The 20,351-nt window shown below is 73.9% G+C and carries 20 protein-coding genes and 1 tRNA gene; 10 read left to right on the top strand and 11 right to left on the bottom strand.

The window, feature by feature from the left end; genetic code table 11:
* Positions 1-97 precede the first annotated feature (97 nt).
* Complete coding sequence (locus KG102_RS02080) at positions 98-1,588, top strand: glycoside hydrolase family 15 protein (protein WP_208210114.1); 1,491 nt, start codon at positions 98-100, stop codon at positions 1,586-1,588.
* Positions 1,589-1,645: 57 nt separating this feature from the next.
* On the opposite strand, the gene KG102_RS02075 is transcribed toward KG102_RS02080, so the two are convergent.
* Complete coding sequence (locus KG102_RS02075; protein ID WP_208210115.1) at positions 1,646-2,224, bottom strand: LytR C-terminal domain-containing protein; 579 nt, start codon at positions 2,222-2,224, stop codon at positions 1,646-1,648.
* A 96-nt stretch (positions 2,225-2,320) separates the two neighbouring features.
* Positions 2,321-2,668: a DUF3263 domain-containing protein gene (locus KG102_RS02070; protein ID WP_208210116.1), complete on the bottom strand. Its 348-nt coding sequence runs from the start codon at positions 2,666-2,668 to the stop codon at positions 2,321-2,323.
* A gap of 169 nt (positions 2,669-2,837) precedes the next feature.
* Here KG102_RS02070 and KG102_RS02065 point away from each other — a divergent pair, with 169 nt between their 5' ends.
* Complete coding sequence (locus tag KG102_RS02065) at positions 2,838-3,515, top strand: uracil-DNA glycosylase (protein WP_249667433.1); 678 nt, start codon at positions 2,838-2,840, stop codon at positions 3,513-3,515.
* A 50-nt stretch (positions 3,516-3,565) separates the two neighbouring features.
* Here the strand turns inward: KG102_RS02065 and KG102_RS02060 are convergent, their stop codons facing one another.
* Complete coding sequence (locus tag KG102_RS02060) at positions 3,566-3,973, bottom strand: hypothetical protein (protein WP_208210118.1); 408 nt, start codon at positions 3,971-3,973, stop codon at positions 3,566-3,568.
* 185 nt (positions 3,974-4,158) lie between these two features.
* Here KG102_RS02060 and KG102_RS02055 point away from each other — a divergent pair, with 185 nt between their 5' ends.
* On the top strand, positions 4,159-4,956 hold the full coding sequence (locus KG102_RS02055) for an SGNH/GDSL hydrolase family protein (RefSeq protein WP_208289552.1): 798 nt from the start codon (positions 4,159-4,161) through the stop codon (positions 4,954-4,956).
* A 7-nt stretch (positions 4,957-4,963) separates the two neighbouring features.
* On the opposite strand, the gene KG102_RS02050 is transcribed toward KG102_RS02055, so the two are convergent.
* The 4 genes from KG102_RS02050 to KG102_RS02035 all read right to left on the bottom strand — a co-directional run bounded on the left by KG102_RS02050 (position 4,964) and on the right by KG102_RS02035 (position 8,283).
* Complete coding sequence (locus tag KG102_RS02050) at positions 4,964-5,794, bottom strand: hypothetical protein (protein ID WP_208210120.1); 831 nt, start codon at positions 5,792-5,794, stop codon at positions 4,964-4,966.
* Positions 5,791-6,465 (bottom strand): S24/S26 family peptidase, encoded by a 675-nt coding sequence (locus tag KG102_RS02045; protein ID WP_208289553.1) that lies wholly within the window; start codon positions 6,463-6,465, stop codon positions 5,791-5,793. Before KG102_RS02045 ends, KG102_RS02050 begins: the two co-directional genes overlap by 4 nt.
* A gap of 31 nt (positions 6,466-6,496) precedes the next feature.
* Positions 6,497-6,910 (bottom strand): hypothetical protein, encoded by a 414-nt coding sequence (locus KG102_RS02040; RefSeq protein ID WP_208210122.1) that lies wholly within the window; start codon positions 6,908-6,910, stop codon positions 6,497-6,499.
* A gap of 206 nt (positions 6,911-7,116) precedes the next feature.
* The gene (locus KG102_RS02035) at positions 7,117-8,283 is read right to left on the bottom strand and encodes a sensor histidine kinase (RefSeq protein ID WP_208210123.1); all 1,167 of its coding nucleotides are present in this window, start codon (positions 8,281-8,283) and stop codon (positions 7,117-7,119) included.
* Positions 8,284-8,385: 102 nt separating this feature from the next.
* Here KG102_RS02035 and KG102_RS02030 point away from each other — a divergent pair, with 102 nt between their 5' ends.
* The 3 genes from KG102_RS02030 to KG102_RS02020 all read left to right on the top strand — a co-directional run bounded on the left by KG102_RS02030 (position 8,386) and on the right by KG102_RS02020 (position 11,564).
* Positions 8,386-9,057, top strand: coding sequence for a response regulator (locus tag KG102_RS02030; protein ID WP_208210124.1), 672 nt, complete (start codon positions 8,386-8,388; stop codon positions 9,055-9,057).
* Between the two features lie 111 nt (positions 9,058-9,168).
* Positions 9,169-10,881 carry an alkaline phosphatase gene (phoA, locus tag KG102_RS02025; protein WP_208289554.1) on the top strand — a complete coding sequence of 571 codons (1,713 nt, stop codon included), beginning with the start codon at positions 9,169-9,171 and terminating at the stop codon, positions 10,879-10,881.
* A gap of 62 nt (positions 10,882-10,943) precedes the next feature.
* Positions 10,944-11,564 carry a pentapeptide repeat-containing protein gene (locus KG102_RS02020; protein ID WP_208210126.1) on the top strand — a complete coding sequence of 207 codons (621 nt, stop codon included), beginning with the start codon at positions 10,944-10,946 and terminating at the stop codon, positions 11,562-11,564.
* Positions 11,565-11,586: 22 nt separating this feature from the next.
* Here the strand turns inward: KG102_RS02020 and KG102_RS02015 are convergent.
* The 4 genes from KG102_RS02015 to KG102_RS02000 form a co-directional block, all read right to left on the bottom strand.
* Positions 11,587-11,663 (bottom strand) — tRNA-Thr (locus tag KG102_RS02015).
* A 55-nt stretch (positions 11,664-11,718) separates the two neighbouring features.
* Positions 11,719-12,624 (bottom strand): DsbA family protein, encoded by a 906-nt coding sequence (locus tag KG102_RS02010; RefSeq protein ID WP_208210127.1) that lies wholly within the window; start codon positions 12,622-12,624, stop codon positions 11,719-11,721.
* 41 nt (positions 12,625-12,665) lie between these two features.
* On the bottom strand, positions 12,666-13,163 hold the full coding sequence (locus KG102_RS02005; protein WP_208289555.1) for a hypothetical protein: 498 nt from the start codon (positions 13,161-13,163) through the stop codon (positions 12,666-12,668).
* A 62-nt stretch (positions 13,164-13,225) separates the two neighbouring features.
* A complete protein-coding gene (locus KG102_RS02000; protein ID WP_208289556.1) occupies positions 13,226-14,953 on the bottom strand; it encodes a serine/threonine-protein kinase in 1,728 nt (575 codons plus the stop codon).
* 95 nt (positions 14,954-15,048) lie between these two features.
* Here KG102_RS02000 and KG102_RS01995 point away from each other — a divergent pair, with 95 nt between their 5' ends.
* The 4 genes from KG102_RS01995 to KG102_RS01980 all read left to right on the top strand — a co-directional run bounded on the left by KG102_RS01995 (position 15,049) and on the right by KG102_RS01980 (position 20,253).
* Positions 15,049-16,497, top strand: a complete 1,449-nt coding sequence (locus KG102_RS01995) for an alpha,alpha-trehalose-phosphate synthase (UDP-forming) (protein WP_249667432.1) — start codon at positions 15,049-15,051, stop codon at positions 16,495-16,497.
* Complete coding sequence (gene otsB, locus KG102_RS01990) at positions 16,490-17,263, top strand: trehalose-phosphatase (protein ID WP_208210130.1); 774 nt, start codon at positions 16,490-16,492, stop codon at positions 17,261-17,263. The genes KG102_RS01995 and otsB overlap by 8 nt, the downstream gene beginning before the upstream one ends.
* 54 nt (positions 17,264-17,317) lie before the next feature.
* Positions 17,318-18,940, top strand: a complete 1,623-nt coding sequence (locus KG102_RS01985) for an outer membrane protein assembly factor BamB family protein (protein ID WP_208289557.1) — start codon at positions 17,318-17,320, stop codon at positions 18,938-18,940.
* Positions 18,941-19,125: 185 nt separating this feature from the next.
* Positions 19,126-20,253 (top strand): ABC transporter ATP-binding protein, encoded by a 1,128-nt coding sequence (locus KG102_RS01980; protein ID WP_208210132.1) that lies wholly within the window; start codon positions 19,126-19,128, stop codon positions 20,251-20,253.
* The last annotated feature ends 98 nt before the right edge of the window (positions 20,254-20,351 follow it).

Here is a 20,351-nt window from a genome sequence, read left to right as displayed (position 1 = left end):
TTAGCACTCGACCCCCGAGAGTGCAAGCAGCGTTCGCCCAGAGCAGGGCCTGCGCCGGCCCCGCGGCCGCTATCGTGCGCGTGTGCACCATCACGACGTGGGCGCGGTCACTGCCGCTCGGCGTGCCCGCGGGACGGTCGTGCCCGTGCGCCGCGCGCGCCACCTGCACCGGTCCCGCCGCGCCGGTGGGCTGGTGGGCACGGCGCTCGTCGTGGCGGCGACCACCGCGCTCGTCGCCACCGTCCCCACCGGGGCGCTCGCGACGGCGCCCCCCGCCACCGCGGCCGTCTTCGGCCCGCCCAACCCCGCGTACGCGACGATCCCGCTGTACCTCGAGGGCCTGACCACGTTCCCCGGGGGGCTGCGGGTACCCCTCGCGGTCGGCACCGACGCCACGTTCCTGCCCGGCACGCACGTGGTCGACCCCGCGGCGAGGACCCTCCAGCAGGTCGTCGCCGGGGCGCCGTGGACGGGGCACGGCGCGACGGCGAGCGCGGCGGCCACGGTCGCGCAGCGCCAGCGCGCCTGGCTCGCCTCCGGCACCGTCCCCGGCCTCGGCGGGCCGTACGAGGACATGGCGCGCGCGGCGCTGCTCGACCTGCACACGCTCCAGCTCCCGGACGGCGCGGCCGTCGCCGCGTGGTCGCAGAAGTGGCGGTACGTCTGGCCGCGCGACGCGTCGTTCGTCGCCGTGGCGCTGGCCCGGACCGGCCACGTCCCGGACGCCCTGGAGATCCTCGGCTTCCTGGAGCGGGTGCAGTCTCCGGACGGCTCCTTCCAGGCGCGGTACCTCCCGGACGGTTCCGGGCCCCCGGACGAGCGCGGCATCCAGACGGACGGCACCGGCTGGGCGCTGTGGTCCGCCGGCCTCGTGCTCGCGGAGATCGCCGACCCCGGCGAGCGCGCCGCGGCGGCCACCCGGCTGCGCCCCCTCCTGCAGCGCTCCACCCGCCACGCGATGGACCTGGTCGCGCACGACGGCCTGCCGCCCGCCTCGCCCGACTACTGGGAGGTGCCCGAGGACTCCCTGACCCTGGGCACGGTGGCGCCGCTGGTCGCCGGCCTCCAGCAGGCGTCCGAGCTGCTCGTGCTGACCGGCGACGACGCGCTGGCCCGGGACGCCCGGGACGCGTCGGTCCGCACCCAGGCCGCCGTGGTCCGCGCGTTCGGCGGCACCGGGTTCGCCCGGTACGCGGTCGGCGGCCACGCCGACGCGGCGAGCGCGTTCCTGCTGCCGCCGTTCGTCACGACCGCGGTGCCGGGCGTCGAGGAGGCGTGGCGGGCGTCCGCGACCACGATGCTGCGTCCCGCCAACGGGCTCGCGCCGGGTGCGGGCTGGCGCCAGGACGGCGTCTCGTGGACGCCCCAGACCTCGCTGTACGCCTGGGTCGCGGCCGAGAACGGGGACCGGGAGCGCGCGGAGGGGTGGCTCACGTTCCTGGACGAGCACCGCACGCCGTCGGGGTCGCTGCCGGAGAAGGTCCTCGCGGACGGCTCGCCCGCGGCGGTGGCGCCTCTTGGCTGGAGCGCCGCGTGCGTGCTCCTCGCGCTCGACGCGCTGGAGTCCCGACCCGACGCCGCCGGGTGAGGCGCAGAGTCAGGGCGGTCAGGCGTCCCGGTCAGGCGTCCCGGTCGGGCGCTCCGGTCAGGCGTCCGGGTCCGTGACCAGGACGACGGTGATCGCGGTGCCGCCGTTGGGCGCGCCGGCCGTCACGGTGGCCACCCCGAGCGTCTGCGCCACCAGGTCCGCCGTCACCTTCTGGTCCTCGGAGGCGTAGTAGACGACCGAGTCGTCCGTCGTCGCCTCGATGTTGCCCGTGGTGACCGCGGTGAAGCCGGCGGTCGTGAGCTCCTCCGCCTGCTCCGCGGCGAGGCCACCGATCCCGGCGGCGTTGAGCACGACGATCGGCGTGTCCATGACGGGCTGGGGCGCGACGGGCTCCTCGACCGGCGGCGTCTCCGCAGCGGTCTCGCCCTCGGTCGGCGCCTCGGGTGACGGCTCCACCGCCGGGTTCGACGTGCCGGGGAGTGCCGGGAGGTTGCCGTCCCGCGCCGCCAGGTTCACCAGGGTGAACGCGAGCACCGGAGCGACGACGAGAACGACGGCGAACGGCCACCACCTGCTCCACGCCGACCGCGGTGCGCGATGGACCCCGCGGGGGACGTCGGGATTCGAGGGGACGTCGAACTCGTCCTCGGGATAGGAGTACTCCGCCTTGCTCACGGCGGACAGGCTAACGGCTCATGCGGCGGACCCGGGTCCACCCAGGGGCGGGCACGTGCCGTGTCACGTGCGACGACGTCCGCTGCCGTCGCCGGATCAGGAGTCGCCGAGGCGGCGGGCGGTGCGGGCGCGCTGCCGCGAGGAGCGCATCCGACGCAGGCGCTTGATCAGCATGGGGTCGTGCGCGAGGGCCGCCGGGTCGTCGATGAGGGCGTTGAGCACCTGGTAGTACCGGGTGGCCGACATGTCGAACAGCTCGCGGATCGCCGACTCCTTGGCACCCGCGTACTTCCACCACTGCCGCTCGAAGGCGAGGACCTGCTCGTCGCGCTCGGAGAGCCCGTGCCCAGTGCGCCCCTGCCCAGTGAGCCCGTGCTCCGCGTGGCCCTCGGACCGGGCGCCGGCCTGCGGCAGCGATCCGATGGTGATCGTCGCGGCGTCCATGCGTCCTCCAGTGCTCTCTCGCGGCTGCTCTCGTGCCGCACACCCGACGGGTCTGTGCGACGTGCGCCATCGTACGGCGGTAATGACACGGCTGTCATTACGGTCGGCGCGTCGTCCCCCGTGTGCCGCGCGCCGACGGCGCCCGCCGCCACTGGGTAGCCTCGCCGACGTGAACGCCGCAGCCCTCGACCAGCTCGTCGCGCCCGACTGGGCCGTCGCCCTCGCCCCCGTCGAGCCGCAGCTGCGCGCCGCGGGCCAGTTCCTGCGCGACGAGGTGGCCGCCGGTCGCGCGTACCTGCCGGCCGGTGACGCGGTGCTGCGAGCGTTCCGCCGACCGCTCGCCGACGTCCGGGTGCTGATCGTGGGACAGGACCCCTACCCCACGCCGGGGCACCCGATGGGGCTGTCGTTCTCCGTGCAGCCGCACGTCCGGCCGCTGCCCCGCTCCCTCGTCAACATCTTCACCGAGCTCGTGGCCGACGTGGGCGTGGCGCCGCCCAGCAGCGGGGACCTGTCGCCGTGGGCCGACCAGGGCGTGATGCTGCTGAACAGGGTGCTCACGGTCCGGCCGGGTGAGCCGGCGTCCCACCGCCGCCGCGGGTGGGAGGCGGTCACCGACCGGGCGATCGCCGCCCTCGTCGAGCGCGGCGGGCCGCTGGTCGCGGTGCTGTGGGGCCGCGACGCGCAGGCGCTGAAGCCTGCGCTGGGCGCCGTGCCGACGGTCGAGAGCGTGCACCCGAGCCCGCTGTCGGCCAGCCGCGGCTTCTTCGGCTCGCGGCCGTTCTCGCGCGTGAACGAGCTCCTGGTGGCGCAGGGGGCCGACCCCGTCGACTGGTCCCTGCCCTGAGCCCTGCGCTGTTCCTGCGTTGTTCCTGCGCTGCCGCGCCGTCGCGGCCCTCAGGTCCCCGCGACGATGCCCCAGGACGCGGCGGTCAGGGTGTGCGCCGTCCACACGTCCCGGTCCAGGTGGTCCACCACGCCCGGGGACAGCACCACGCTGGACCGGTGCTGCACCTCCTCGTCGTCGCGGTAGAAGATCACCGCCTGCTGCCCGGCGCACCCCTCCGGCACGTGGTCGAAGCGGGCCCCCGCGAGCGAGTAGGAGCCCGTGCCGGGGCTCAGCTCGACCTCGTAGCCCCAGTCGACGCTCGCGGCGTCGCAGCCGGATCCCGCGGCCCCCGGGACCACCGTCTGGTCCGCGAAGCGCTCGGCGGCCAGCATGCCCGCCACGGCGAGCGCCGCGAGCGAGCTCGCCCAGAAGAGGCGCTCGGACGGCGGTCGCACCCGCCAACGGGTCGACGTCATGACGCTCCCCTCCATGGGCGCGGTCCTGCGCGTGGAGGCGTCGCCTGCATCCTGCGGGTCGCCGGCGTCGCAGCACGTTCGCTGCGACGCACCCCGTCCCGTCACCGGGGCAGGGTCCTCACCCCCGTCGATCGGTCGGCGGAGGTCCCGGTTGAGGAGTCCGTGCGCACGGGCACAATGTCCCGGTGAGCAACCAGACCCCGCCCTGGTCCCGGTACGTTGCGCTCGGCGACTCCTTCACGGAGGGCCTGTGGGACTCTCCGGACGGCCCCGAGGCGCCGCAGCGCGGGTGGGCCGACCTCCTCGCGGCGCACCTCTCGGCGCGCCGGTCCGCCGCGGGCGAGCCGCCGCTGCAGTACGCGAACCTCGCGATCCGCGGACGGCTGCTGCGGCCGATCCTGGTCGAGCAGGTGCCCGCCGCGCTCGCGCTGGGCCCCGACCTGGTGAGCCTGGTCGGGGGCGGCAACGACACCCTGCGGCCCTCGGCCGACGTCGACCGGATGGCCCGCAACCTCGAGGACGCCGTCGTCCGGCTGCGGCGGGCCGGGGTGGACGTGCTGCTCGCGACCGGGATGGATGCGGTCGACAGCCCGCTGATGCGGGCGACGCGCAGCCGCGTCGGGATCTACAACTCGCACATCTGGTCGATTGCGCGCCGGCACGGCGCGTACGTGGTGGACGTCTGGGGCATGCGCTCGCTGCGCGACTGGCGGATGTGGAGCGAGGACCGGATCCACCTGACGACCGAGGGGCACGCCCGCGTGGCGCAGGCGGCCCTCGTCGGCCTGGGTCTGGCCCCGGACCAGGAGGACTGGGACGACCCGCTCACGCCCCTGCGGCCGACGCCGCGGATGCGCAAGGCCCGCGAGGACGCCGCGTGGGTGCGCGCCCACGTCTACCCGTGGGCGACGCGCCGGCTGCGCGGCAGGTCGTCCGGTGACCAGCGCGTCCCCAAGCGACCGGACCTCTCGCCGCTCGACTGAGCAGGGCTCAGGGGCAGTTCAGCAGCATGGGCGTCGCCTGGTTGGCGGCGTACCCGCGCACCTGGAAGGTCCGCGGGACCCAGAGGGACGTGTAGTCGTACGCCCAGGAGCTCGAGCCCTCCACCGTGACCGTCCGCGGGTTCGCGTCGCATCCCGAGGTGCCGATCAGCACCAGGTCGGACCCGACGTCGAGCAGCGACCTCGCGACGAACGGCAGGGCGGGGTCCGACAGGTTGAGCGTGACCTGCCACCTGGTGAAGTAGAGCTCGCTGCCGGTGACCCGGATGGTCCTGAGGTACTCGCCCGGGTTGCCGCCCGCCACGGTGGTGATCGTGGCGGAGCAGGTGGCCGACGTGCTGCCCGGGACCGTGCAGCTGACGAGGGGGATCGGCGTGGTGTAGGTCCAGGTGGCCGGGACCTCCCAGCCGCCGACCGTCACGCGCACCTTGAGCCCGGCGGCGGGGGTGAACGTGCCGGTGGGCGCCGTCAGTGTCGCGGTCGACGTGCTGACGGCGCCGGTCACCTCGAGCCGGCGCGCGGCGGGCCACGTGGTGACGGCGGGGTCGTACACGGTGACCGCGAGCGGCTGGCCGGCGCACCGCGCGGGGTCGAGGCCGCTGACCACGACGCGGGCGGTCGGGCCCGCGATCGCCACGTTGGTGACGCCGACGGCCTGGGACGTGCAGCGGCTCTGGCTCGTGGTGAACGGCTTGAGCCGGGTGGTGATCGAGACGGCCGAGGCCTGGGCCAGCGAGGAGCCGACCAGAGCCAGCAGCAGGGCGCCGACCACGGCGGCGAGCGCGGTCCGGCGTCCCGGCCGCGGCATCCGGCGGGTCACGGCAGTCGCCCTGCGGTCGCGAGCGCCGGGTCGGCGCGGGCAGGGGCAGCGGGGTAAGCGGGGTCGGCGGCGGGCTCACGGTCAGCAGCGGCCTCGGGATCGACGGACGCCTCGTCGGACGCCTCGTCGGACGGCTCGTCGCTGGCGCCGTCCTCGGCGGGCTCCTCGTCGTCCTCGCCGCGGGGCCACACGAGGACGGCCAGCGCGATGACGAGGAGCGAGCCCCACACGAACGGCGTCGCGAGGATCGTCGCCACCATGCCGAGCCTCGGGACGTGCAGCCGGGCGATGCCCAGCACCTCGGCGTCGGTCGGGACGAACGGGTCGACCCAGGTGTTGTTGTCGCCCTGCACCTTCCAGCCGCTCTCGCCGTCGCCGCCGACCAGGCGGTGGATGATGCGGCCGCCGCCCTGGTCGACCGGCTCGTAGAGGACCACGTCGCCGACCGCGGGCTGCCCGCAGCGCGTGACCACGAGGTCGCCGGTCTGGTACGTCGGCTCCATCGACTCACCCGAGACGATGGTCAGCGTGGTGCACCCGCCGAGGTTCGTCGGCCAGAGGAGCCACGCGGCCGCCGCGACGCCGAGCCACATCACGACCGAGGCGGCAGCACGCCACACCCGACGCACCAGCGGCGCGTCGGGTGTGGCGGGCGGACCCGTCTCGGTCACGAGGTCTCGGTGTCGCGATCGGCCGTCGAGATCAGCTGAAGATCGTGACGGCGACCTTGCCGATGGTGTTCGGCGTCGCGGTGGTGAGCGCGATCGTCGCAACCCCGGTGGCGACGTTCGCGGCGGCGGTCTCCTGCACGACCGCGCCGTTCGTGTCCAGCAGGGCGACCTTGAACTTCGCGCCGGCCGTGGTGCAGGCGGCGTCGAAGCTGCTGAGCGTGATCGAGGTGGACTTGTACTCGCCGCCCGCGATCGTGGGCGTGGTGAAGGCGACGGCGATCGGCGTGGTCTGGCAGCCGGCGACGTTGTTCACCCCGGCCTGGAGCTGGGGCGTGCCGCTCAGCGACAGCTGCGACGCGGACGCGAGCGAGAGGCCGGCGACGCCGAGGACGGCGAGCGCGACGGCGAGGCCCTTGCGGGACTTCTTCGACTTGATGGAAGCCATGGTGGAGATCTCCTGATCGACATGAGTGCCGGGTCGGAACCTGCCGACCGGTGACGCGCCGGTGGGCGGTCGTGGCGAACGTAGGCTCGCCGAGTTGGTCACGCGTCCAACACCGGGGGTGGCAGCACCCGGGTGGCCCGGGATGTCCGGTTCTTTCACCCCGGTCAAAGGCGGCGTTCCGGTCAAGCCGGACGCAGCCCTGCGCGCTACTCCGCGCCCGCCCCCAGCGGGAGCCAGGCCTCGAGCCGCGCGCCCTTCTCGGGCCCGGGGGTCAGCGCCAGGCGACCGCCGACGAACGACAGGCGCGTGCTCAGCTGCTGCGTGCCCGACGGCGCACCCGCGGTGGCCGGCACGTAGAGCTCCCCGTCGTTCAGGACGCTGACGTGCAGCACGTCCTGAGCCACGTCGAGGGTCACGGTGATCGACGACGCCGGCCCGTGCTTCAGGGCGTTGGTCACGGCCTCCTCGACCACGCGGATCGCCAGGAGCCGCTCGCTGAGCGTGAGGACGGAGTCCGTCGGGTCGTCGATCGCCCGCACGGCGTCACTCACCGTCAGCCGCGTGGCCACGCTGGCCGGGATGCGCCCGAGCAGCGCGCGCAGCGCGGGCACCAGGCCGAGCTCCACGCGTTCCGGGTACAGCAGCCGGCTCATCTGGCGGACGTCGATCTCGCGGGCCTCGTCGAGCTCGCGGCGCACCCACGCGAGCGACTCGGCGTCGCCCTCGTCGAGCGCCTGGGCCCGGCTCAGGACGTCGCCGAGGCGCGCGTCGATCAGGATCATCTTCGACTGCAGCGTGCCGTGCAGGCCCTCGGCCACCGCGCGCCGCACGCGGATCTCCTCCTGCTCGAGGGCCTTGAGCGCGAGCTCGACGTGCACGGCGTCCCGCGTCGCCGCCCGGGTGCGCGCCCGTGCGGTCCGGCGCGTGGCCACCGTCCACATCCCGAGCCCGGCGGAGATCGCGCCCAGCAGGAAGCCACTGAGCACCTCCGCGTCGCGGGTCGCCGCACTGGGCTCGTCGTACACACCGAAGGCGAGCTGCGCCAGGTACCGGGCCATGCCGGCCACCACCGCCGCCGCGGCGATGCACAGCGCCGTCCACGGCCACGGCCGCGTGCGGTGCGCCTGGAGGACGGCCAGCACGCCGACGAGCACCACGACCGCGACCGCGTTCGCCCCGAGCCGGGCGCTGATGGGCACCGCCAGCCACTCGGGGACGAGCGTCGCGTACACGTAGGTGGACTGCAGAGCGGCGCCCGCGCCGTACCCGACAGCGATGATCGCGGTCGCCCGCAGGAGCGTGATGCGGTCCTGGCGACCATCCGTGCGGCGCCGGACCACCGCGGCCGCGGAGTCGGCGGGAGACACGATCATCGCGCTCCCTCCGTCGACAGTTGCCCATATCACCCGTACGGGTCACACGCGTACCGGCCCTGCGCGGGACGCGGGGCACAGCGGCCGACGATACTTGCCGCGATGACTGACAACGGCACCACCCCGCTGCGCGTCGCCGTCGTCGAGGACCAGCCCCTGTTCCGGTCGATGCTCGAGCACACGCTGTCCCGGACCGCCGGGCTGCAGGTGGTCGCTGCCGTCGGCACGGCCGCCGAGGCTGCGCGTCGGCTGCGGCCCGGCACCGTCGACTGCGTGATCATGGACATCGACCTGCCGGACGGGAACGGGATCGCCCTGGGCGTCACGCTGCGGCGCAAGATGCCCGAGCTCGGCATCCTGCTCCTGTCCGCGCACGATGCGATGGACCTGCTCCTCGACCTGCCCGCGGACGTCGCGGCCGGCTGGGGCTACCTGTCCAAGACGTCCTCGACGAGCGAGGAGGTGCTGGTCAACGCGGTCCGCGCCGCCGCCGTCGGCAAGACCGTCCTGGATCCGCAGCTCCTCGCGCGGGTCACGCCGCGGGCCGGCTCCGACGTCGCGCGCCTCACGGACCGCCAGTACGAGGTGCTCCGGCTCCTGGCCTCCGGGCTGTCGAACGCGGGCATCGGCGAACGCCTCGGCATCACGGAGAAGTCCGTGCAGAACCACGTCAACGCGATGTACGCGACGCTCGGGATCGACGCCGACCCCCAGCGCAATCCGCGGGTGACCGCCGCCCTCAGGCTCCTCGAGGAGACCGGCCCCGTCGGCTGACCGTTCCTGTTCGTCCGCCGCTCATGCGCACCACACCTCCCGTCCACGTTCACCCGGTCGACTCGTCCCGCGACGCCTCGTCGCCAGGGGGAACACCGGAAGGGACCAACGATGGGGACACGAGGACTGCGCCCGCTCGGCGCGGCAGTGGTCGGGGCGGCGTTGCTGCTGGGGGCCGGGACGGCCTGGGCGGCCACCGGCAGCCTGACCGCGAACGGCGAGGCACGTCGGCTCACCGGAGACCAGACGGCGGCGGTCAAGGACCAGCTGCGTGGGGGCGCCGCCAAGAACGTCATCCTGCTCATCGGTGACGGCATGGGCGACTCGGAGATCACGGTCGCCCGCAACTACGCGCTCGGCGCGGCGGGCCGGTTCGCCGGTCTGGACGCCCTGCCGCTGACCGGGCAGTACACGACGTACGCGTTGGACAGGGCGGACGGGCTGCCCGACTACGTCACCGACTCCGCGGCCTCGGGCTCCGGGTGGGCGACCGGCACCAAGACCTACAACGGCGCGATCTCGGTGGACATCGCGGGGACACCGCAGCGGACCCTGCTCGAGATCGCGCGGGCCAACGGGCTGCGCACGGGGAACGTGAGCACGGCCGAGCTGCAGGACGCGACGCCCGCGGTGCAGGTCGCGCACGTCACCGACCGCGGCTGCTACGCACCGTCGTCGACGACCGCGAAGTGCCCGGCGAACGCGCTCCAGAACGGCGGGCTCGGCTCGATCACCGAGCAGCTCATCGGCAACCGCGCCGACGTGACGCTGGGCGGCGGCGCCACGTCGTTCAACGAGTCGGCCGTGGCCGGTCCGTGGGCCGGCAAGACCCTCCTCCAGCAGGCCAAGGACCGCGGCTACCAGGTGGTCACCGACGCGGCGGGGTTGAGCGCGGTCACCCAGGCGAACCAGTCCACGCCGGTGCTGGGCCTGTTCGCACCGGGGAACATGGCCACCCGCTGGGTGGGCCCTCTCGCCACCCGCACGGGCGGCACCGAGCCCGCGGTCACGTGCACGCCGAACCCGGCCTACGTCGCGACGAGCCCCACGCTCGCCGCGATGACGACGAAGGCGATCGACCTGCTCACGGGAGACCGCAAGGGCTTCTTCCTGCAGGTCGAGGGCGCGAGCATCGACAAGCAGGACCACGCCGCCAACCCGTGCGGGCAGATCGGCGAGACCGTCGACCTCGACGAGGCCGTGCAGGCGGCCCTGGCCTTCGCGAAGAAGGACGGCAACACGCTGGTCATCGTCACGGCGGACCACGCGCACTCCAGCCAGATCGTCTACCCGAACACGACCACCCCGGGCCTGACGCGCACCCTGCTCACCGCCGACGGCAAGCCGATGACGGTCGCCTACGGGACCTCCGAGGCCGGCGGCTCGCAGGACCACACGGGGTCCCAGGTGCGCATCGCCGCCTACGGCCCGCGGGCGGCCAACGTCGTGGGCCTCACCGACCAGACGGACGTGTTCTTCACCATCCGGGACGCGCTCCGGCTCGACCCGGCCGCGCCGTCTCCCGCGGCACCGGTGATCCAGAACGTCAACGTGACCGAGGGCGCGATCCTGCGCGGCCGCCAGACGGTCAAGGTCACGCTCGACACCGAGCCGCGCTACACCTACATCGAGCTCAACCAGGGTGGCACCTGGATCACGGACAACACCAAGGCACCCGGCAGCAGCCAGGCCGGCAAGCGACCCACCCTCGTGCTGGACACCCGGGACTACCCGAACGGGTCCTACACGCTCAAGATCGACGCCGTCGGCATCGACGGGCAGACGACCCAGAAGCTGGTCGCGATCACCATCGCGAACCGCTGAGCACCGACGCCGGCGCCCCGGGGAAGGTCTCCCGGGGCGTCGGCGTGCACCATGATCGACGCATGGCAGAGCAGCGCGGCGGCAACGCCGTCCCGAGCACCACCTCGACCCTCCGCGGCGAGGACTGGTACGCCCGGGACCTGTCCGGTCAGGAGCTCCGCAACGTCGAGCTGATCGACCTGGACCTCACGGAGTCGTCCGGCGTCGGCGCCGTGTTCGAGGAGTGCGTGCTCCGCGGCGTGCGGTTCAACGCCTCCGTGCACACGGACGCCGCGTTCATCAACTGCACGTTCGTCCGGTGCACGTTCTTCGACGTGCGCTTCGAGCGCTGCAAGCTGATCGGCTCCAGGTTCGAGGACTGCACCTGGGACATCGCCAAGGTCGAGGGCGGCAACTGGTCCTTCTGCGGGATGTCGAAGGCGGACCTGCAGACCGCGACGTTCACCGGGGTCCGCCTGCGCGAGGCCGACCTGACGGGCGTCCGCGCCGCCGGTGGCACCCTGCGCGACTGCGACCTGTCCGGCGCGTGGCTCGAGCGCGCGGACCTGACCGGCTGCGACCTGCGCGGCAGCAACCTGGCCGGCATCGACCCGGCGACCGTGACGCTGACCGGCGCGATCATCACGCTGCCGCAGGCAGTCACGCTGGTGGAGGCGATGGGCCTGGACGTGCGGGTCGACTGACCCGCGGACCGCTCGTCCGACGTGGAGCCCCCTATCGGATTCGAACCGATGACCCCCTGTTTACAAGACAGGTGCTCTGGCCGACTGAGCTAAGGAGGCGGGCGCGCCCAGGATAACCGGGCGCCCCGGTGAGGGGCGCCCGGTCGTCCGAGGGTCAGGACCTGGCGGCGTCGACCGCCTGCTTGAGGGCACCCGGCTGCTGCCAGCCCGTGAACGGCTGACCGTTGATCAGCACCGTCGGCGTCGAGAACTCCGGGATGTCGGTGCCGGCCTGGTTGGTGGTCGCGGCCGACCACGGTGCGAACGTCCGCCACGTGCCCTCGACACCCTGCTCGGAGTCGGTGTCGAACGTGCCGCTGACCGTGTCCGTGAAGGTGTCGGTGACCTCGGCGGGGACGCCGACGTCCTGCGCGATCTTCGCGATCTCGGCGTCCGACAGACCCGAGGTGCCCTCCTCCGGCTGCTCGTCGAACATCGCGTTGACGAAGTCGGTGAAGTGCTCCGGGGACTTGTCCGCGACGATGGCCGTCGCGTTGACCGCGCGGGTGGAGAACGAGCTGCCCGCGGCGAGGCGGTCGAGGATCGAGACCGGGTGGTACGTGATGGTCACGCCGCCCTCCTCGAGCATCGCGTCCATGTCGTCGGCGTTGATCTCGTCGAACTCGCCGCAGTAGGGGCACATGTAGTCGAAGTAGACGGTGAGGTCGACGTCGCCCTCGCCGACGACCCCGACGTCCTCGGCGGTGGTGCCGCTGACCGGGATGCCACCCTGCTCGTCGGCCGGGGCGGGCGACGTGACGTCGGCCAGGGCCGGCGCGACGACGTTCTCGGCGTCCTGGCCGTAGACGACGTCCGCGTTGGCCACCTGGTTGGCCTTGTTCTGGTTGACGATCGTGAAGGCGACGGCGACGAGCGCGGCCACGGCGACGACGAGACCGCTGATCGCGAGGATCCGGTTGCGCTTGGCCTTGCGCTCCTGCTCCTTGCGCATGAGCGCGGCCTTGGCGCGGGCCTCGTCGCGTCGGACGGCCTTGGTGGGACGTGGGTCGTTGGTGGGCATGCGTGCTCCTGGTGGGACGAGGGTCGGGCGGGCGGCGGGGGTCAGGCCGGCGTCGGCGGACCCCGTCGCGCGATGCTGCCCAGGAGGACCCGCTCGGTCCAGGACGCGACGAACGCCCGCGGCACCAGGCGGACACGGGTGTCGACCGGCAGTGGTCGCGCGGGGCGCAGCGCACCGCGCAGGGCGCGGCCGACCAGCAGGCGCACCTGGCGCGCCGCACGCACGAGCAGCGCGCCGAGGCCGATGCCGCACGCGGTCAGCACCAGGTAGAGGGCGGCGACCGGCACCGCGACGCTCAGCAGCACGACGGCGCCCTGCGACATCGGGCCCAGGCCGTAGGCGCCCTCGGGGCAGTCCGCGGCGTCGCGCAGCACCGCGAGGCGCAGCCCCAGGGGGCCGAGAGCGCCCCCGGCGCTGACGCAGTCGTGCAGCAGGACCCGCCCCTGCCCGGCGACCACGGCGGCGAGCCCGGCCAGGACGAGCGGGACGACGAGGGACAGGCGCGCGGCGGCGCCGTGCTGTCCTCGTCGGGTGGTCATCCGCCCAGCGTAGGGGCCCGGCCTGGGGATCAGGGCGCGCACGGGGTGCCGGATCGCACCCGTCAGGGCAGCACGGGCGTGGGCAGGGGGGCCCACGTGATCGGGGAGCCCGTGAGCACCTGTGCCACGAGCACCGCGGCCACGGCCAGGAGCAGCACGGTGGCGACGAGCGCACCGGTGCGCCCGGGAGCGACGACCGCCAGCACGCGGCGGGCCCCGGTCCTGGTCATGAGCGACAGCGGTCCCCACCACACGACGGCCGCCCCCAGCAGGACGATCAGCCCGACGAGGATCGAGGCGGTCACCCCCTGCGGCGCCTGGCCCGAGGGCGAGTCGCCGACCACCCAGTGCCCGTCACCTATGAGCCACCAGGACACGCCCAGCGCGATGACGACCACGCTGGCGCCGACCACGAGCGAGGGCACGAGGCCGACCAGGGCGCGCAGCAGGTGCCACGGCCCGGTGGCCACGGCGACGGCGTGGTCGGAGCGGCGGACGCCCGAGCGCTCCCGGCGGCCGTGCATCGCCTCGACCGTCGAGCCGACCGCGCGCACCAGCACCACGAGCACCGTGAACACGAGCAGCGTGACGCCCGGGTACAGCGCACCCGCCGAAGCCAGCACCAGGGCGGCGGCCAGCAGGGTCCCCCACCGTCGCCGGGCGGGCGGGCGGACATACCCCGACCCCTCGGGCTCGGGCTCCTCGGACGCGTCGAGGTCGTCCTCGATCCAGTCGACGCCCTCGGGGTCGTCGTCCCACCCGTCGTCGGCGTCCGTGCCGACGACGGCGTCCGCCTGCGGATCGAACGCGCGGGTGTGCCCGTCGTTCGCCACGACGAGGGGCGGGGTCAGCGGGGCGCGCGGCCCGGCGGGCGCCACCGCCGCGGTCGACGGCTCCGGGTCCAGGACGGTGGTCTCGGCTCCCAGCACGGTCGTGTCCGCGACGAGCACGGCGGTGTCGGTCTCGTCGGCGATCGGCTCACCCTCCGCGACCACCAGCGTCAGCGCGGCGATGACGTCGTCCGGGGACGTGCGCTCGGCCACGGCGGGGGCCAGCGCGCGCCGCAGCGTCGCGGCCGTGAGCGGCCCCACCCCGTCGAGATCCACCTCCCCGGACCGGGCCCGGGCCAGCACCGCCTCCAGCGGGCGCCTGCCGAACGGGGGGCGCCCCGTGGCGGCGAACGCCAGGATCGCGGCCCAGCCCCAGAAGTCGGACGCCGCGTCCGGCTCGGCACCGTCGAGCAGCTCAGGGGCGAGGTACCCCGGGGTCCCCAGCACCAGGCCCTCGGCGGTCAGGCGCGAGTCGTCGGCCGCCTGCGCGATGCCGAAGTCGATCAGCACCGGGCCGTCGTCGCCGACGATGACGTTCGACGGCTTGAGGTCGCGGTGCACCACCCCCGCGCCGTGCACCGCCACGAGCGCGTCGCGCAGCCCCTCGGCCAGCTCCAGGAGCTCCTCGGTGTCCAGCGTCCCGCGCTCGCGCACGTGCTCCTCGAGGTTGTCGCCCGCCACCAGCTCGGTGACCAGGAAGGCCTCCGTGGAGTCCGCCTCGGCGTCGAGGATCGCCGCGACGCCCGGGTGCCGGAGCCGCTGCAGCGCGTGCACCTCGCGGCGCAGGCGGTCGCGCGCGGCGGCGTCCGAGCCGATGTGCGGGTGCAGCAGCTTGAGCGCGACCGCGTCGCCGCCGCCGTCGACCGCGCGGTACACGGTGCCCATGCCGCCCGAGCCGAGCGGCGCGACCACCGTGTAGCCACCGATCTCCGACCCGGGTGTCAGACCGATCCGCTCCATCCCCGCACCGTATCCGCCGGGCCTCGCCGGACCGCCCCACAACGCGCTGGGCCACCTGCCCGGATAGGGTCGAACCGACCCGAGGAGTTGATCACGTGCCTTCCGACGTGCCCGCGCACGGCTACGACTTCGTCGTCGTCGCGAACCGTCTTCCCGTCGACGTGAGCCTGGACGACGACGGCGAACCCACCTGGACCAGGTCCCCCGGCGGGCTGGTCACGGCGCTCGCGCCCGTGATGGCGAGCACGTCCGGCGCCTGGGTGGGCTGGGGCGGCTCGCCGAACCTGGAGCTGGAGCCGTTCGACGTGGACGGCACCGAGCTGATCCCGGTGACGCTGTCCGAGGACGACATCGAGCGGTTCTACGAGGGCTTCTCCAACGACACGCTGTGGCCGCTCTACCACGACGTGATCGAGCCCCCGGCGTACCACCGCCTCTGGTGGGACGCCTACCAGCGGGTCAACCGGCGCTTCGCGCAGGCCACCGCCGACCAGGCCGCGCAGGGCGCGACCGTGTGGGTCCACGACTACCAGCTGCAGCTCGTCCCCAAGATGCTGCGCGAGCTGCGACCCGACCTGCGGATCGGCTACTTCCACCACATCCCGTTCCCGCCCCTCGAGCTGTTCGCCCAGCTGCCGTGGCGGCTGCAGGTGATCGAGGGTCTGCTGGGCGCGGACCTGGTCGGCTTCCAGCGGGCCGGCGACGCCGCGAACTTCGTGCGGGTCGTGCGCCGCCTCACCGACCTGACCACCCGGGGGCAGATGATCACGCTCTCGGAGTCCGACGGGCACACGGGCCGCGGCCGGCACGTGCGCGCGGCCGCCTTCCCCATCTCGATCGACTCGCACGCGTTCGACCAGCTCGCCCGCACCGAGGCCGTGCGGGAGCGCGCCCGGCAGATCCGGCGCGAGCTGGGCGACCCGGAGTACCTGCTGCTGGGCGTGGACCGGCTCGACTACACCAAGGGCATCCGGCACCGCATCAAGGCGTACGGCGAGCTCCTGCTGGACGGCCGACTCTCCCCGCAGAGCACCACGCTCGTGCAGGTGGCCAGCCCGAGCCGGGAGAACGTCGGCGCGTACCAGCAGCTGCGCGACGACGTGGAGCTGCTGGTCGGGCGGATCAACGGCGACTACGGGCAGGTGGGGCACGCGCCCGTGCAGTACCTGCACCAGTCGTTCCCGATGGAGGAGATGGCCGCGCTGTACCTCGCGGCCGACGTGATGCTGGTGACGGCGCTGCGCGACGGCATGAACCTGGTCGCCAAGGAGTACGTCGCCGCCCGGTCCGACGACCGCGGGGCCCTGGTGCTCTCCGAGTTCACGGGCGCCGCCGACGAGCTCACCGGTGCGGTCCTGGTGAACCCGCACGACATCGACGGGATGAAGGACGCGATCACGTACGCCGTGCACATGGACGCGCGCGAGTCGCGCAAGCGCATGCGCCGGCTGCGCCGCCGGGTGCTCGGCCACGACGTCGTCGCGTGGTCGCAGGACTTCCTCGCCGCCCTGAACGCCGTCCCCGTGCGAGCCACCCGTGACTGAGCAGCTCACCGACGCGCTCGCGCAGCTGGCCGCCGACGCGGACCGTCGACCGCTGCTGGTGGCCCTGGACTTCGACGGCACGCTGGCGCCGCTGCAGGACGACCCGTCGGCATCCCGCATCCTGCCCGCGGGCGTCGACGCGCTCGCCCGGCTGGCCGGCACCGACGGCGTCGCTCTCGCGCTCGTGTCCGGTCGGGCGATGCACGACCTGCACGACCTGGCGCAGGTCCCCCCGGGCACGTTCCTCATCGGCAGCCACGGCGCCGAGCGGGCACGCGTCACCACGTTCGGCCTGGACCGCGACGTCGTCCAGCTCACCGACGAGCAGGCGGACCGGCTCGCGTCCCTGGGCGCCGAGGCGGCGCGGATCGCCAGCGGCCGCGACGGCGTGTGGGTGGAGACCAAGCCCACGGCCGTCGTCGTGCACACGCGGCTCGCGCAGGCGGGGGACGCCGAGCCCGCCGTGCGCGAGGCGATCGCGCTCGGGGCCCGGCTCGGCTCGGGCGTCCTGCACGGCAAGGACGTCGTCGAGATCTCGGTGCTGCGGGCCAGCAAGGGCGAGGCGCTCACCGCGCTGCGCGACGAGCTGGGCGCGCCGGTGGTCCTGTACGCCGGCGACGACGTCACCGACGAGCACGCCTTCGAGGCGCTGCGCGAGGACGACGTGACGGTCAAGGTGGGCCCCGGCGCGACGGTCGCCCGGTACCGCGTGGCCGGTCCGGACGAGGTCGTCGCGGCCCTGACGGCGCTCGCCGACCGGCTCTGAGGAACCCTCCCGCACCGCTGTCGGCCCGCAGGGTCCAGGCGTAGCGTGCCAGTCATGCCCGGCCGGATGCACGAGGTCGAGCTCGTCGAGGACAGGGACGAGCGCGCCCCGGCGCGCCCCGGTCCCCCGACCGACCGGCGCCCGCCGCTGCGCCGGTCCGGTCGCGTGGTGGACGTCGAGCTCGACGAGGACGGCCCGGACGAGCAGCGCGACGCCGTGCGAGCCGCCCGGACCTGGCTGCGCCGGCGGGCCCGGTGGCTCCTGCCGGCCGTCGCCGTGACCCTCGGCGCGCTCCTCGCCACCCAGCTCGTCGTGAACCAGCGGGAGGCCACCCGGCTCGCCGAGCTCGCCGCCATCCCCGGGGTCGTCCCGCCGGCCGACCCGTCCATCGGCGTCCTGTGGCGTGCCGACCCGGGCCTCGGGTCGGTGCTGCGGTCGGGCACCCTGGTCGACGGGCTCCTGGTCGGCGGGACGCAGGACGACGCGGGCGCCGCACAGATCGTCGGCCTCGACCCCGACACGGGGACCGTGGCCTGGCGCACCCCCGTCGACCTCCCGGCGCCGCAGCCGGCGTGGACCACCTCGGCACCGGAGCTGTGGATCACCTGCACCACCGTGCCGCGGGGCTCCGATCCGGTCGTCGGCTGCACCTCGCACGAGTTCGGCGAGGGTGTCGGGGGCGTCCCGCCGTCCTCGGTGTGGGTCCTCGACCCCGACGACGGCCGGGTGCTGTCCGACCGGCGGCTCGACGGCCGGACGGTGATGGTGTTCACCGACGACGCGCTGGTTGTCGCCGAACGACTCCCGGACGACGGGACCTCCACGCTGGGCGGCGCCCGCTCCGCGCGGTGGACGCTCACCGCGCACGACGTCGTCACCGACGCGCCGCTGTGGACGTGGACCACGCCGTCGACGGCCGTCGTGGACGGCGACAACGGTGACGACGACTTCGCACGCGAGTCGGACCCGGCCGGCGCCCCGACCCTGGAGGCCCACCAGGGCCACCTGCTGCTCGCGGTGGACACCCGCGCGTGGGTGCTGAGCACGGCGGGCGAGCCCGTCCTCGACGCCCCGCTGGGGTCCGCCTCCTGGCTGCAGGTGGCGCGGGCCGGCGTCTTCATCGAGAGCACGTGGGCGCCGTCGAGCCTGTACCGCGGGACGCTCGTGCTGCCGGACGGCGACCGGGTGCGCGTCGACGAGACCGCGAGCTGGCTCTCCGTCGACGACGGCTCCGCGCCCGAGGTCGTGCTCACCGCCGGTCTGACGGCCGGCGGCCCCGACGGGATCAACGGCCGGTCCGCCCGCACGGGCGAGCGGCTCTGGCACGTGCCCGGGATCGTGGTGAGCTCCCTGCTGCTCGACGGGACCGTGTACGTCGCCACCACGGACGCGCTGAGCGCGGTCGACGCCGCCACGGGCGAGGCGCTGTGGCGCACGGAGCTCGACCACGAGCCGGAGCAGATGTCGACCGACGGCCGCTACCTGCTGGTCCCCGGGCCCGACATCACGCTGGACGCGTTCGCCCTGCACGACGGGGCGCTCGCGTGGACGGCCGACCTGGCGCAGGAGGTCGCCGGGGACCGCTCGCCCGTCTTCGTCCAGGGCTTCCAGGCCGGGTGGCGCGACCCGCGGCTGTACGTGTGGATGAACAGCGGCACGGTCGCGGTGCTGGGCTGAACCCCGTGCTGCGCAGGTGTGGGATGAGTCACGCCCCGGCGGGTGCGGCCGTGGCCATATGGCATGATGACGGCGGGCGAACCAGAGGGCGACCTCCCACCTAGCCCGTGTCATCGAGGACACTCTTGACACTCTTCACGACGGATCGTCCGGCACGTACCTGCCGGTGAAGGGATTGATCAGCCATGGCTACGGTCACTTTCGACAAGGCTTCCCGGGTATACCCCGGCACGGAGCGCCCCGCGGTCGACTCGCTCGACCTGCACATCGAGGACGGCGAGTTCCTCGTCCTCGTCGGCCCCTCCGGTTGCGGCAAGTCCACCTCGCTCCGCATGCTCGCGGGCCTCGAGGACGTCAACGCGGGTCGCATCCTCATCGGCGACCGCGACGTCACCGACGTCCAGCCCAAGGACCGCGACATCGCGATGGTGTTCCAGAACTACGCGCTGTACCCGCACATGACGGTCGCCGACAACATGGGCTTCGCGCTCAAGATCGCCGGCACCCCGAAGGCGGAGATCCGCCAGCGCGTCGAAGAGGCCGCCAAGATCCTCGACCTCTCGCAGTACCTCGACCGCAAGCCGAAGGCCCTCTCCGGTGGCCAGCGTCAGCGCGTCGCCATGGGTCGTGCCATCGTGCGTTCGCCCCAGGTGTTCCTCATGGACGAGCCGCTGTCGAACCTCGACGCCAAGCTCCGCGTCCAGACCCGTACGCAGATCGCGTCGCTGCAGCGTCGTCTCGGTGTCACCACCGTCTACGTCACGCACGACCAGACCGAGGCCCTGACCATGGGTGACCGCATCGCGGTCCTCAAGGACGGCCTCCTGCAGCAGGTCGGCACGCCGCGCGACATGTACGACACCCCGGCCAACGTGTTCGTCGCCGGCTTCATCGGCTCGCCGGCCATGAACATCGGCACGTTCCCCGTGCTCGACGGCTTCGCCAACCTGGGCCGCGCACGGGTCGCCGTGCCGCGCTCGGTCATCGGCCAGCTCACCGACGACGACAAGAACCACGTCACGGTCGGCTTCCGTCCCGAGTCGCTCGACGTCGTGCCCGCCGGCACGCCGGACGGCATCCCGGTCGAGGTCAACATCGTCGAGGAGCTCGGCTCCGACGCGTTCGTCTACGGCGCGCTGACCAACGAGTTCGGCCACGCCGACGCGGTGCACTCCGGCGCCGGCGACGCGCAGGTCATCGTGCGCGTCGACCCGCGCCAGGTGCCCATGAAGGGCGAGACCATCCACATCCGCATCCGCGAGGGCGAGACGCACCTCTTCCACGCGGGCTCCGGCGAGCGCATGGCCGTCTGACCTCTGCACCACCCGACAGGGCGGTCCCGGCTCCGGCCGGGACCGCCCTGTCTTGTCGTGGGCACGACCTGTCGGCCCACTCTGAGAGGATCGTTCCC

The organism is Cellulomonas fengjieae (assembly GCF_018388465.1).
In the GTDB taxonomy this organism is placed as follows: domain Bacteria; phylum Actinomycetota; class Actinomycetes; order Actinomycetales; family Cellulomonadaceae; genus Cellulomonas; species Cellulomonas fengjieae.
This window is presented reverse-complemented; position numbering and strand designations above follow the sequence as displayed.

Coding starts and splice junctions, on each gene's coding strand:
- KG102_RS02070 (WP_208210116.1), bottom strand. CDS start 2,668: ATGGACGCCGCGACGATCACCATCGGATCGCTGCCGCAGGCCGGCGCC.
- KG102_RS02060 (WP_208210118.1), bottom strand. CDS start 3,973: ATGACGTCGACCCGTTGGCGGGTGCGACCGCCGTCCGAGCGCCTCTTC.
- KG102_RS02040 (WP_208210122.1), bottom strand. CDS start 6,910: ATGGCTTCCATCAAGTCGAAGAAGTCCCGCAAGGGCCTCGCCGTCGCG.
- KG102_RS02035 (WP_208210123.1), bottom strand. CDS start 8,283: ATGATCGTGTCTCCCGCCGACTCCGCGGCCGCGGTGGTCCGGCGCCGC.
- KG102_RS02030 (WP_208210124.1), top strand. CDS start 8,386: ATGACTGACAACGGCACCACCCCGCTGCGCGTCGCCGTCGTCGAGGAC.
- phoA (WP_208289554.1), top strand. CDS start 9,169: ATGGGGACACGAGGACTGCGCCCGCTCGGCGCGGCAGTGGTCGGGGCG.
- KG102_RS02020 (WP_208210126.1), top strand. CDS start 10,944: ATGGCAGAGCAGCGCGGCGGCAACGCCGTCCCGAGCACCACCTCGACC.
- KG102_RS02010 (WP_208210127.1), bottom strand. CDS start 12,624: ATGCCCACCAACGACCCACGTCCCACCAAGGCCGTCCGACGCGACGAG.
- KG102_RS02005 (WP_208289555.1), bottom strand. CDS start 13,163: ATGACCACCCGACGAGGACAGCACGGCGCCGCCGCGCGCCTGTCCCTC.
- KG102_RS02000 (WP_208289556.1), bottom strand. CDS start 14,953: ATGGAGCGGATCGGTCTGACACCCGGGTCGGAGATCGGTGGCTACACG.
- KG102_RS01985 (WP_208289557.1), top strand. CDS start 17,318: ATGCCCGGCCGGATGCACGAGGTCGAGCTCGTCGAGGACAGGGACGAG.
- KG102_RS01980 (WP_208210132.1), top strand. CDS start 19,126: ATGGCTACGGTCACTTTCGACAAGGCTTCCCGGGTATACCCCGGCACG.